The following is a 12,253-nucleotide window of genomic DNA, read 5'->3' as shown; positions in this document are numbered from 1 at the left end:
ACCCGAGCAAAGAACCCGGGTCCGTCAGGTCGGTGCAGAGGCCGCAAAACGAGGTGCCTTCGCCGCGCGCCGGGGCGATACTGCACCCGTGGGCGATGACGAGAGTGCGGCGCCGGTCGCGTTCCGGCGGGTGGGCGAGGGGGACTTCCCGGTGCTCGGGCGGTGGCTGGCCGAGCCGCATGTGGCGCGGTGGTGGAACCACGAGACGTCGATGGAGGCCGTGGCGCGCGACTTCGGGGCTTCGGCGCGGGGGGAGGAGCCGTCGGAGGACTTTCTGGCGCTGGTCGACGGGCGGGCGGTCGGGCTCGTGCAGCGGTGCCGGATCGCGGACTACGCCGAGGACTTCGCGCCGATCGCGGCGCTGACGGAGGTGCCCGAAGGGGCGGCGATGCTGGACTACCTCATCGGGGCGGTCGCCGATACCGGGCGGGGGCTGGGGCCGGCGATGGTGCGGGCGGCGACGGACCTGGTGTGGCGGGACTTCCCCGACGCGCCCTGCGTCGTGATCCCCGTCGTCGCGGGGAACCGGGCGTCGTGGCGGTGCCTGGAGAAGGCGGGGTACCGGCGGGTGGCCGAAGGGGAGATGGAGCCGGACAATCCGGTCGATCCGCCGCTGCACTTCGTGTACCGGATCGACCGCCCGGACCGCTGACGGGTCAGCCGTGCTCGCGGGCGGCCCGGGTCGCCTCGATCTCGGGGACGTGGTCGGCGGCCCAGCTCGCGAGGGCCAGCGCCGGGGGGATGAGGCTCTTGCCGGTGGGGGTGAGGGCGTATTCGACGCGGGGCGGGACCTCGGGGTGGACGGTCCGGGTGACGAGGCCGTCGGCCTCCAGGTTGCGGAGGGTCAGGGTGAGCATGCGCTGGGAGATGCCGGGGATCTGACGGTGCAGGTCGGTGAACCGGACGGTGCCCTGGTCGAGGGTGGCCACGACGAGCAGGGTCCATTTGTTGCAGATGCGGTCGAGGACCGCGCGGAGGATCCGGCCGCCGTCGCCCCGGATCATGCAGGTGTCCTCGCCGTTCATGGCAGCCCCTTGTGCCTGAGGCACACCCGTGTGCCTTTTGTAAGGGTTCCAGTAGTACCGCATGATGTGGCTACTTACGACCGGTAACCAAGCAGGTAGCCGGTACTTCTCCGTATGCGAAGGGCCCTTTCATGGAGATCGCCTACTGGATCGTCGGCGGGCTGCTCGCGGTGTTCTACCTCTACGCCGGAGGCAAGAAGGTCGCGCAGACGCAGGAGCGGCTCCAGCCGATGATGGGCTGGGTGGACCGGGTGCCGATGCCCCTCGTCAGGGTCATCGGGGCCCTGGAACTGGCGGGTGCCGTCGGCCTGGTCCTCCCGCCCCTCACCGGTGTCGCCCCCGTGCTCGCCGTCGCCGCCGCCGTCGGCCTCGTGCTGATCCAGGTGGGCGGCATCGCCGTCCACCTCTCCCGCGGCGAGGCCCGGCTCATCGGCCTCAACATCGGCCTCCTGGCCGCCGCGGCCGGAGCGGTCTGGCTCGGCACCGTCTGGCTCTGACCTCGCGGCCGCCGCAGGGGTCCCGCTCCCCTACGGCGGCGGTCAGGGGCGCCGGGTCACAGGGTCGCGAGCGGGTCCGGGGAGTCGGCCGGGAGGTGCTGGACGACCTCCCAGCGTTCGGCGATCAGGCCGTCCTGGAGACGGAAGAGGTCGGTCACCGCGATGTCGAGGCCGGGGCGCGTCCTGCGGGAGAACAGCGTCACGTAGTCGCCTTCCGCGACGACGCGGCGGATGTCGATCCGCAGATCGGCGAAGGGGAGCTTGCGCGACACCTCGATCCAGTCGCCTCTCGTGGCGGTCTGGAAGGGCAGCCCGTGGTCCCGGTAGTCGTCGCGCACGAGCGGCGCGAGCGCCTCGAAGTCACCGGCGCCGTACAGCTTCAGGCAGGTCAGGACGTGTTCCTTGGGATCAGTGGTCATGACCCGAGTGTCACGGCGGAGGCGGGGCGCTGTCGATGAACTCGGAGTTCATGGACGGCGTCCGGATCGCCCGGTTAGGGTCGGCGGCGTGGAGTCGGTGGGCGTCCTGTTGCGCGAGTGGCGGCACAGCCGGCGGCTGAGCCAGCTCGACCTCGCGCTGGCGGCGGACGTCTCGCCCCGGTACGTCAGCCTCGTCGAGACGGGCAGGTCCCGCCAGGCCGCCAAGACCGGCGACCCTTTCATCGCCGCCCTCCTCGCCGAGTTCTTCACCCCGGACGAACCGTTCCTGAGCACTGTCCGGGAGTGTTCCTCCCGGAATCAGTGTGTCTGTCCCGAACGGTGCTGGACAGACTGGCCCCCCTGCTTTCACACACTCGGTAGAGCAGCGGATCTCGTCCGCCCTCCGGTCCGGGCGGGGCGGGGTTCCTCGCGTCCTGGGTCGTGGTGTCGGGCCTGGGCGGTCCGATGCCCCGCATCATCACTCCGGTGGTGCGGGGGCGGTGCCGTCCGACGCCGGGCCCCATGACCTTGGGCGCGCCGTCCGATCACGAGACTCGCTGCCTCATGACGGCTGGTCTTGATCTTGCGTGTGCTGGTGGCCTGCTGCCAATGCTCGGCTCCCCACCGGCTGGTGTAGGCCGCGTCGACCGCCACCAGCGCGATCCCGCATTCGGCGGCCATCGACACCAGCCGGGCCTTCAACCGGCCCGTCGGAATCCCGTGCACGACCCGGCGCAGACGGCGTCGGCCGTGCTTCTCGCGGGACTTGACGTCACCGAAGTCGAGGTCTTCGATGGCGATCGCGGTGACGCCGAGATGCCGGGTCCAGTGCAGGAGCCGGGTGAGGGCGTGGCGAAGCTGCGCGTCGCGGTGCGAGGCGCTGCCCGACAGGTCGTAGAAGAACCTGCGGGGCCTACCCACCGGGTTGCCGCGGGCGTCGAGCTGCCAGCCGGCGAGGTGGTCGGCGTTCGTGTCGACCCCCACCACACCAGCAGTTAGCGCGGCCTCCAGCGGGATCGCCTGCACGGGCGGGCGCTGCCAGGACGCGTCCACATACCAACGGCCCCGCACCGCATCCAGGTGGATGCGGTAGGCCACCGCCCGGTCCGCCTCCACCCGATCCACCCACTCCTCACCCCGAAATGCGAAGGAGACCCGGGCGGACAGTACGTACCGGCCGTGAGGGGCGTTCGCGAACTCCGCCAGCGGGGCGGGCAGCTTGATCGACACCTGCCCGTCAGGGGTGATCCGCAGGGTCTCATTGCCGTGCCGTTTGCCGGTCTCGCCGTCGGCGGTCAGGAACCAGCGGGCCGCCTCCCACCGCTCCCGCCACTCCTGCTCACTCACCCCCGCGGCCTCCAGCTGATGCCGGCCCCGAGCAAGGCTCTTTCCGCCCCGCACCACCCGTACCCGGCCGTCGGCCCGGTCCGCTACGGCCCGCTGCCGGCGTTGCTTCAGGACCGTGAGGCGACGGGATTTGCCGAACCACTCCTTAGCCGACCGGTACCCGCCCGGTACACCTCGGGCGCTTTTCTGCCCGACCGGCAGGGCGAGGCGGTGGCTGATCGTGGTGATGGCGGCGTCGAGGGTCGTGATGTGGGCGGTCTGGGAGCGGCGGGCCAGCGCCCACTGATCATGCGAGGCCTTCGTGATCGCACCCGCCCACCGCGACGACGACAACCCCGTCAACTCCCGCTTACGCTCCGCCCACCGCTGTGCGCTATGGCCCAGCCCGTCAGCACAACGCGCTTTCAGGTCCCGGGACGCCAGCGATCCCAGATGCGCGCCGACCCGGCGCAACACCATCTCATCGGCCGCGGTGAGGTCATTGAGACGGGTCCGCACCGACACCCCGCAGGCCTCGGAGACCACGAACGGCGCGGCCATCGACCGCAACGGCACCGGAACACTCATAGCGGACGATCCCCCTCACCTGGCCGATGTCACCGAATGCGATCGATCGAGAACCTACTGCCGGTGCCGGGGCCATGTCCGAGGAATCGGGCAACACACAGTCACCTGCTGCCGAAACCACCGCACGCCCGACCAGAAGACACAGCGACAGCACCACGGACACGACCTCATGGACGCTTCCGAACACCCCTGAACACCCAACGGACAACAGTTCAACACCCCTCGAACCCCGAAAGCGCCGCCTTCCTCCGCACCCTCGCCGCCTCGCCCTCCCCACCTACCCCGAACGGCCCGCCCGGCTGACGGGGCGGGCCGCACTCATGGGCGGCATCGCCCTCCTCCGCGCAGCCGCCCGGGCAGAAGCCCTCGAAGAGGGCGGCTCCCGTACGCGTCAAGGGCGGGCACGGGCGTCCGGGACGGGCGGGGCGGGGGTTCCGGGGTCGGGAGGCGTCTCGCGGAGGGGGACTTCGCGGATCAGCCAGGAGGCGGCGAAGGCCAGGAGGGAAAGGAGGAGGGCGCCCAGGAGGAGGAGGTGGAGGCCGCCGGTCACCGCCGCGCGGACGGCGTCGACGGTCGCGGCGGGGAGGTCGGCGAGAAGGGCCGGGGTGAGGTCGCCGCCTTCGGTGAGGCGCAGGGCGGCGGACCGGCCGAGGTCGGCGGTCAGATCCGCGGCCATGCGGGCGGCGTAAAGGGTGCCCAGGAAGGCGATGCCCACCGAGCCACCGATGACGCGGACCAGCATGAGGGTGCCGTTGGCGGCGCCCATGTCGCGCGGCTCCGCGCTGTTCATGGTGATCAGGGTGGTGCTCTGCATCAGCAGGCCGATGCCGACGCCGATGACCGCGGTGAGCGCGGACGCCGTGACGACGGCGGTCCCCACCTCGAGCCGGAGCAGGGCTACGGAGCCCGCGGCCATGAGCGCGCCGCCGAGGATCGGGTATCTCCGGTACCTGCCGTTCTCGGTGATGAGGCGGCCGGAGAGCAGCTGGGCGCCGAGCATGCCGAACATCAGCGGGAGCAGCAGCATCCCGCTCGCCGCCGGGGACGCTCCCTGGACGAACTGAAAGTACTGCGGCAGGTAGCCGGTCACGGTCAACATCACGGCGCCGACCAGGAGGCCGAGCACCTGTACGACGGTGAAGTTCCGGTCGGCGAACAGCCGGGGCGGGATGATCGGCTCGGCGGCGCGCCGCTCGACGGCGATGAACCAGCCGAGGCCGAGGACGCCGAGCGCGCCCAGGCCGAGGATCTGCGGTGACGCCCACGGGTAGGTGGTCCCGGCCCAGGTGGCGAGCAGGGTCAGCGCCACGATGGCGGCCGTCAGCAGGGCCGCGCCCGCGTAGTCGATGCGGGGGCGGCCGCGCGGCGCGGATGGCGGGTGGATGCGGGTGGCGATGAGCACCAGGGCGACGGCGCCGACGGGCAGGTTGACGTAGAAGGTCCAGCGCCAGCTGAGGTGGTCGGTGAGCAGACCGCCGAGCAGCGGGCCGCCGACGTAGGCGATCGGCATGATGACGCCGATCATCGACTGGATCCGGCCGCTGTCGCGGGGCGCCACCACCACGCCGATGATGGAGAGCGCGCCGACCATGAGCCCGCCCGCGCCGAGTCCCTGCACGGCCCGGAACACGATCAGCTGGACCATGTCCTGGGCCAGGCCGCACAGGGCGGAGCCGACCAGGAAGACCAGGATCGCGCCGACGAACACCGCTTTGCGGCCCACCAGGTCGCCGAGTTTGCCCCAGATCGGGGTGGTGGCCGCACTGGCGAGCAGGTACGCCGTCACCACCCAGGCCAGGTGGCCGAGCCCGCCGAGGTCGCCGGCGATCGTGGGCAGCGCGGTGCCCACGATCAGGCCGTCGAGCATCGCCAGGAACATGCCGAGCAGCAGGCCGAGAACGCCGACGTGGAGGGAGCGGCGTTCGCGCTTCGTGAGGTCGTTCATGTCAGGCGGCGTAAGGGCTGTCGGTCCGGGCGGTGCGAAGGGCGCGCGCCCACCAGCCGACTCGGTCCAGCATGAGCTCGGCTGCGGCGTCCAGGGCCGGGTCCACCGCCTTTCCGTCCCCGTCGAACAGCGCCCACGGGTGCTGGAGGGAGACCGCGTCGCGGACCGTCACCGCGTGCAGTTCGGCGAGGACCGGGCGGAGCTGCTCGATGGCGCGCAGGCCCCCGGAGAAGGCGCCGTAGGAGACGAACGCGACGGGCTTGGCGTGCCACTCGGTGGAGTGCCAGTCGATGGCGTTCTTCAGGGCGGCGGGAAAGCTGTGGTTGTACTCGGGCGTCACGATGACGAAGGCGTCGGCCGCGGCCATGCGCGGGGACACGGCGGCCAGCAGCGCCCGGTCCCCGGCGGCCGCGGGAGGCTGCCCGAGCACGGGGAAGACGGTCGGCAGCGGGGTCTCCACCAGGTCGATCACCTCGGCCTCCATGTCGCCGCGCCGGGTGATCCGGCCCGTCACCCAGGAGGCGACCGAGGGACCGAACCTGCCCTCACGGGTACTGCCGACGATGACCGCGATCTTGAGCTGGTCCATGACGTTTCCCTTGCTGTGTACGCCGTATTGATCGAGATACAACGTACACAGCACTTTGTACGCTGTCTACTTGAGATACGTTGTATCCATGTCCGCCGAGAAGCCCGAGTCCCTGTGGGAGCGGCTGGAGCGCCCGTCGCCCGCGCCGCGCCAGACGCTCTCCCCGCAGCGCATCGCCGCGACCGCGGTGGCCATCGCCGACGCCGAGTCCTTGGAGGCCGTCACCATGCGCCGCCTGGCCGGTGAGCTCGGTGTCGCACCGATGGCGCCGTACCGCTACGTCTCGGGCAAGGACGACCTTCTGGAACTGATGGTCGACCACGCCTACGCCGACCTGCGGCTGCCCGGCGGCCTGGGCTGGCGGGAGACCCTCCACGACCTGGCGATGCGCACCCGGGAGCTGATCCTGGCGCACCGGTGGCTGGCGCAGCTCTCCCCGCGGGCCAAACTCGCCCTCACGCCCAATCGGATGGCCGTCACCGAGCAGGTGCTCGCCGCGCTGCAGGGCCACGGCCTCGACGCCGACACCACGATGAGCGTCTTCCGCTCCGTGGCCGCCTACGTGGAGGGCGCGATGGGCTACGAGTGCGCCGTCAGCGCGCTCATCCGCGAGGAGGGCCTGTCCGGTGGCCCCGGACTGCGCACCGAACTGGCCCCCGCGATGACCTGGCTCATCGGCACGGGCCGCTACCCCGCCTTCGAGGCCTACCTCCACGCCGCCGCCCGCAAGGACGACGCCCGCTGGCAGTTCACGCACGGCCTCGACTGCCTTCTGGAAGGCATCGCCACCCGTCTGGGAATCTGACGCCGGCGCGACGGCGGGCCCGCAGCCGTGCGCATGGGTGCGGGACCCGGCCTGTCGGTGCGAAGGCAGGGGACGCGACCGAGGCCGCCCCTTCAACGGGAAGGGACGGCGCGAGGCCGGTCAGGCCGAGGTGGGGCGGTCCTCTAGGAGGCGTTTGAGGACTTTGCCGGTCTCGTTGTAGGGGAGGGCGTCGAGGAACTCGACTTGTGCGGGGACCTTGAAGGCGGCCAGCCCGTCGGCGACCCAGGTGCGGACCTCATCGGGGGTGAGGGAGGTGCCGGGTTCGGCGACGACGAAGGCCTTGACCTCCTGGCCCAGGGATTCGTGGGGGACGCCGATGACCGCGGCGTCGGCGATGCCGGGGTGCTCGACGAGGCGGTACTCGATCTCGATGGGGTAGACGTTCTCACCGCCGCGCAGGATGAGGTCGCGCATGCGGCTTTCGAGGTAGAGGACGCCTTCGACGACGCGGCCGTAGTCACCGGAGCGGTACCAGCGGTCGGGGGTGAGGGCCTTGGCGGTGGCGTCGGGGTCGTTCCAGTAGCCGAGGAACACCGAGGCGCTGCGGACGTGGATCTCGCCGACCTCGCCCTCGGGCAGTACGTTGCCGGACTCGTCGCGGACCTGGACCTCGACGGTCGGGGCGGCCGCGCCGACCGAAGCCGGATGCCCGTCCATCTCCAGCCCGTTGAGGAACGTGCCGGAGCCGGTCGTCTCGGTCATGCCGTAGCCGTTGGTGATCTGGAGGCCGGGCATCTTCCTGGCGAAGAGCCGCAGGAGCTCGGGCGCGAAGGTGGCCCCGCCGCTCCCGATGACGGTCACCTGGTCGGTGCTGTACTTCTCGAAGTCCGGGTGGTTGAGCATCCGCCAGAAGTGGGTGGGCACGCCCGTCCACTGGGTGAGGCGGTACCTGTCGGTGATCTCCAGCGCCCGCTCGGCGTCCCATTTGCCGCGGTCGAGAATGACGAGCCGCAGTCCGTAGAGCGTCGCGTTCGAGAGGGCGACGCACGCGCCGGACACGTGGAACAGCGGGTTCGCGAGGATCGAGGTGCGCTGGAGGTCCGGCGGGACCTGGCGGAGCCCGGTGCCGGTGAGCGCGGCGACGGCGCCGCCGATGCCGCCGAACATGCCGAAATGGACGACGTTGCGGTGCGAGAGGGTGACGCCCTTCGGCCGGTTCGTCGTCCCACTGGTGAACATGATGAGCGCCGGGTCGTCCTCGCCGATCGGGGTCCCGGTGAGCGCCCGGATCGGCTCGCCGAGCGCGACGGCCGCGGCGTGCAGGTCGTCGAGGGAGTCCGCGGTGAGCGCGCCGGAGGAGACCGTCTCACTCGCGCGCAGGCGCTCCAGCGGGCGGCCCAGGCCGAACGCCGCCTTCGGCTCGGTCAGCCGGAGGCCGTGGTCGAGTTCCGCGGGCGCCCACCAGCCGTTCAGGCCGACCGCGATCGCGCCGAGCGAGAGCGTCGCCCACAGCAGGAGCAGATGCTCGCGGCCGTTGGCGGCGGCGACGGCGACGCGGTCGCCGGACCCGATCCCGTACCGGGCCGCCAGGACCTCGGCGTAGGCGCGGGCGAGCCTTTCGGTCTGCGCGAAGCTCAGCGTCTCCGGCTCCGGGCCGTCCAGCAGGAGGTAGGTGGTGTCGGGCTCGCGCGCGACGGCGGCCTCCAGCATCGCCGGGATGCTGCCCACGCGTTGGACGAACACCTCGGCTGGCGCGCCGAGCACGTCCTCGATCCGGCGTTCGAAGGCGCCGCCGGGGCCGCACAGCAGGTCGCGCATGCCCTGGTCGAGACGGCGGTCGCCGCGCCACCGGAGGGTGACGGGCGCGGACTGGGTTTCGGTCACGGATGCCTCCAGAGGGGTGGGTGGAGGGAAACGGGCAAGGGCGGAACGGAGGGGAAACCGGCAGGGTCTCCGGAGTCGCGGTGGGGTCAGTCGAGCCCGAGGACGCGCCGGGCGTTGCCGTGCAGGAACTTCGGCCACACCTCGTCCTTGAACGGGACGGTGGGCAGCTCGCGCATGATGCGCTCCAGGCTCAGCCCCATCGGGTGGTAGCCGCCATAGATGATCTTGTCGGCGCCGCGCGAGTTGGCGTAGTCGACGATGTCGCGGGGGTAGTACCTGGGCGCGAACGCGCTGGTGGAGTAGTAGAGGTTCGGCCAGCGCAGCATGAGCTTGACGGCGAGGTCCGTCCAGGGCTCGCAGCCGTGCCGGGTGACGAGGACCAGTTCCGGAAAGTCGTACATGACCTCGTCGAGGTACTCGACCTTCTGCGGCTCGAACGGGACCCGCGGTCCGGGGATGCCCGCGCAGACGAAGATCGGCAGTCCGAGTTCCACGCATTTGGCGTAGACCGGGTACATCTTCTTGTCGTTGATGGCGACCTGCGGGGTGAGGCCGGCCGGGAAGACGTCGACGGCCTTGATGCCGAGGTCGCGGTGGGCCGCGGTGATCTCCCGCAGCGTGTCGACGCCCTTGTTCGGATCGACCGACAAGGAGCCCGCGAACCTGTCGGGGAACTCCTGGACGGCCCGCCTCCCGTCCTCGCCCTTCACCCCGACGAGCCCGACCGCGATCCCGTGCGCGTCCATCTGGGCGAGGGTGACGGCGACGGGATCGGGCAGCGGCGCGTCCGGATCCGGCTCGCCGGGGGCGTCCTTGAACAGGTACCCCGCGGGCATCTTGAGCGCGCTGGACTCGGCGTCCTTGGTCTTGTTCGTGATGAACGCGTAGGTGGCCTTCGGGTCCCGCATGGGGAACCCGATCATCGTGTCGATGATGGGCTGCCCGTCGAGCACGCTCATGGTCGGTCCTCCTTGCGGCCGCGCGCGGTGAGCTCGCGGAACGGGGTGTCCTTGTCGGGCTGCCTGCGCCGGGGCAGGCCGAGGATGCGTTCGGCGATCGCGTTGAGCTGGATGAAGTCGGTGCCGCCGCCGATCCGCAGGCCCTGCGCGCTCAGCAGCTGCTGCTGCCAGGCGCCGTCGTCGGGGGCGTCCGCCCCGGCCAGGAGCGCGGCCTCGCCCTCGATCGCGAGCGCGGCCGCCGCGGCCTCGTGGGCGCGGCGCGCGACGAGGAGCTTCATGATCGAGCCCTCGGGGCCGGGCTGGACGCCGCGCGCTATGGCGGCGCGCATCTTCAGGCCGAGGAACCGCAGGATCTCGTCGAGCGTGAACACCTCGGCGATGCGCTGCCGGACGAGCGGGTCGCCGTCGCGGCCCCGGGAGACCGCCAGGGCGAGCAGGGCGCGCGCCTTCTCGCCGCCGCCACCGCCGATCATCGCGCGCTCGGCGGCCAGCGTCGTGTGCACGACCTTCCAGCCGCCGTTCACCTCGCCGACGACCTGGTCGGCGGGGATCCGGACGGCGTCGAGGAACACCTCGTTGAAGTGGTACGAGCCGTTCATCTGCCGCAGTGGCCTGACCTCGATGCCGGGCGAGCGCATGTCGACCAGGAAGTAGGTGATGCCCTGGTGCTTGGGCACGTCGACGTCGGTGCGGGCCAGCAGGATCGCCCAGTCGGCGACCTGCGCGCTCGACGTCCAGACCTTCTGGCCGGTGACGACCCACTCCCCCGCGGCCTCGTCCAGGACGGCCCGGGTGCGCAGCGCGGCCAGGTCGGAGCCCGCCTCGGGCTCGCTGTAGAGCTGGCACCAGACGCTCTGCCCGCTCAGCAGCGGGCCGAGATGCGCGGCGCACTGGGCCGTGGTGCCGTGTCGCATCAGGGTCGGGCCGACCATCTTCAGACCGATCAGCAACGGGCCCACCGAGACGTCCGCGCGGTCGGATTCCTCCGCGAACACGGCCTCCTGGCCGGGGGTCCCGCCGCGGCCTCCGAACGCGGCGGGCCAGCTCACCCCCGCCCACCCGCCCGCGTGCAGCCTGGCCTGCCAGGCCTTCGCCGCGCGGACGCTGGCGAGCTCCGCCTCCTCGTACTCCCGGGCGGTGTCGGCGTGCTCGAAGTGCAGCCGGTGCTTGACGGTTCCGGCGTGCTCCGGCGCGTTCTCGGCGAGCCAGGTGCGGGCCTCGGCCCGGAACGCGGCGAGTTCCGGCGTGTCGGTCGCGTCCATCAGCGCAGGCCGGGGGCGCGGGTGTGGAAGAGGTCGGTGGCGATCCGGTCGCCCAGGCGGGTGGCATCCCACTTCTTCTCGTTCGCGGAGATGGTGGCGGATTCGCGCCAGCCCTCCATGAGGTGGATCTTGTCGTGGATCGCGCGGATCACCTGCCCGCTGACGTGCTGGGCCTGGTCGCTGGCCAGCCACGCCACCAGTGGGGACGAGCCCGCCGGGTCCATCGGGTGGTACTCGTCCTCGGCCAGGTCGTCGGGCTCGAACGCCTTCAGGTCCTTGCCCATCGTGGCGGTCAGCCGGGTCAGGCCGCCGGGGCCGACCGCGTTGACCGTCACGCCGAACTTGGCGAGCTCCAGGCTCGTCGTGAGGGTCAGGCCGACGATCGCGGCCTTGGCCGTCGCGTAGTTCGACTGGCCGAAGTTGCCGACGAGGCCCGCGCCGGACGTGGTGTTGATGACCCGTCCGGTGAAGGTCTCACCCGCCTGGGCGCGGGCCCGCCACCGCTTGGCGGCCAGGTGCGTCATCAGCCAGGTGCCGCGCACGTGGACGCGCATGACCGCGTCGAAGTCGTCGACGCCCATGTTCCAGATGACCTTGTCGCGCGCGATGCCCGCGTTGTTCACCAGGATGTCCAGGCGGCCGAACTCCGCGACGGTCCGGTCGACCAGCGCGGTCGCCTGGGCCTCGTCGGCGATGTCGGCGAAGTCGGCGATGGCGGCGCCGCCGCGCTTGGTGATGAGCTCCACGACGTCGTCGGCGTCGCGTCCCGCGCCCTCGCCGCGCACACTGGTGCCGAGGTCGGCGACGACCACCGTGGCGCCGTGCTTCGCCAGCTCCAGCGCGTGGCCGCGGCCGATGCCGTGGGCGGCGCCGGTCACGATGGCGATCTTGTTCTCCAGCAAGCGGGACACGGTCTGCCTCCAGACATGAGCGGACGACGGGGGCAGCGCCCTCGACGGTGCAGAATGTATATGTTATTGAAGATACTGATTG

The 12,253-nt window shown here is 71.4% G+C and carries 12 protein-coding genes; 3 read left to right on the top strand and 9 right to left on the bottom strand.

The window, feature by feature from the left end; translation table 11 throughout:
• Positions 1 to 88 precede the first annotated feature (88 nt).
• The gene (locus EDD29_RS12275; protein ID WP_123664515.1) at positions 89 to 652 is read left to right on the top strand and encodes a GNAT family N-acetyltransferase; all 564 of its coding nucleotides are present in this window, start codon (positions 89 to 91) and stop codon (positions 650 to 652) included.
• A gap of 4 nt (positions 653 to 656) precedes the next feature.
• Here the strand turns inward: EDD29_RS12275 and EDD29_RS12270 are convergent, their stop codons facing one another.
• A complete protein-coding gene (locus tag EDD29_RS12270; protein ID WP_123664514.1) occupies positions 657 to 1,025 on the bottom strand; it encodes a winged helix-turn-helix transcriptional regulator in 369 nt (122 codons plus the stop codon).
• Positions 1,026 to 1,156: 131 nt separating this feature from the next.
• Between EDD29_RS12270 and EDD29_RS12265 the strand changes: the two genes are divergently transcribed.
• Positions 1,157 to 1,522 (top strand): DoxX family protein, encoded by a 366-nt coding sequence (locus tag EDD29_RS12265; RefSeq protein ID WP_123664513.1) that lies wholly within the window; start codon positions 1,157 to 1,159, stop codon positions 1,520 to 1,522.
• Between the two features lie 56 nt (positions 1,523 to 1,578).
• Here EDD29_RS12265 and EDD29_RS12260 read toward each other — a convergent pair whose 3' ends face one another.
• From EDD29_RS12260 to EDD29_RS12240, 4 genes are all read right to left on the bottom strand, one after another.
• Positions 1,579 to 1,941, bottom strand: a complete 363-nt coding sequence (locus tag EDD29_RS12260) for a nuclear transport factor 2 family protein (RefSeq protein ID WP_123664512.1) — start codon at positions 1,939 to 1,941, stop codon at positions 1,579 to 1,581.
• Positions 1,942 to 2,307: 366 nt separating this feature from the next.
• A complete protein-coding gene (locus tag EDD29_RS12250) occupies positions 2,308 to 3,855 on the bottom strand; it encodes a transposase (RefSeq protein ID WP_211359671.1) in 1,548 nt (515 codons plus the stop codon).
• Between the two features lie 391 nt (positions 3,856 to 4,246).
• Positions 4,247 to 5,800 carry an MDR family MFS transporter gene (locus tag EDD29_RS12245; RefSeq protein WP_123664511.1) on the bottom strand — a complete coding sequence of 518 codons (1,554 nt, stop codon included), beginning with the start codon at positions 5,798 to 5,800 and terminating at the stop codon, positions 4,247 to 4,249.
• Between the two features lies 1 nt (position 5,801).
• On the bottom strand, positions 5,802 to 6,389 hold the full coding sequence (locus EDD29_RS12240) for an NADPH-dependent FMN reductase (RefSeq protein ID WP_123664510.1): 588 nt from the start codon (positions 6,387 to 6,389) through the stop codon (positions 5,802 to 5,804).
• Between the two features lie 88 nt (positions 6,390 to 6,477).
• Here EDD29_RS12240 and EDD29_RS12235 point away from each other — a divergent pair, with 88 nt between their 5' ends.
• Positions 6,478 to 7,194 carry a TetR/AcrR family transcriptional regulator C-terminal domain-containing protein gene (locus EDD29_RS12235; protein ID WP_123664509.1) on the top strand — a complete coding sequence of 239 codons (717 nt, stop codon included), beginning with the start codon at positions 6,478 to 6,480 and terminating at the stop codon, positions 7,192 to 7,194.
• A gap of 120 nt (positions 7,195 to 7,314) precedes the next feature.
• On the opposite strand, the gene EDD29_RS12230 is transcribed toward EDD29_RS12235, so the two are convergent.
• From EDD29_RS12230 to EDD29_RS12215, 4 genes are all read right to left on the bottom strand, one after another.
• Complete coding sequence (locus EDD29_RS12230) at positions 7,315 to 9,039, bottom strand: class I adenylate-forming enzyme family protein (protein WP_123664508.1); 1,725 nt, start codon at positions 9,037 to 9,039, stop codon at positions 7,315 to 7,317.
• A gap of 86 nt (positions 9,040 to 9,125) precedes the next feature.
• Entirely contained in the window at positions 9,126 to 9,998 is an 873-nt protein-coding gene (locus EDD29_RS12225) for an amidohydrolase family protein (protein WP_123664507.1), read from the bottom strand.
• Positions 9,995 to 11,260: an acyl-CoA dehydrogenase family protein gene (locus EDD29_RS12220; RefSeq protein ID WP_123664506.1), complete on the bottom strand. Its 1,266-nt coding sequence runs from the start codon at positions 11,258 to 11,260 to the stop codon at positions 9,995 to 9,997. The genes EDD29_RS12225 and EDD29_RS12220 overlap by 4 nt, the downstream gene beginning before the upstream one ends.
• Complete coding sequence (locus tag EDD29_RS12215; RefSeq protein ID WP_123664505.1) at positions 11,260 to 12,171, bottom strand: SDR family NAD(P)-dependent oxidoreductase; 912 nt, start codon at positions 12,169 to 12,171, stop codon at positions 11,260 to 11,262. Before EDD29_RS12215 ends, EDD29_RS12220 begins: the two co-directional genes overlap by 1 nt.
• Positions 12,172 to 12,253 lie beyond the last annotated feature (82 nt).

It is taken from the genome of Actinocorallia herbida, assembly GCF_003751225.1.
GTDB classification, from domain to species: Bacteria; Actinomycetota; Actinomycetes; order Streptosporangiales; family Streptosporangiaceae; genus Actinocorallia; species Actinocorallia herbida.
The sequence above is the reverse complement of the archived record's forward strand: the minus strand, read 5'-3'. Positions and strand labels throughout refer to the sequence as shown.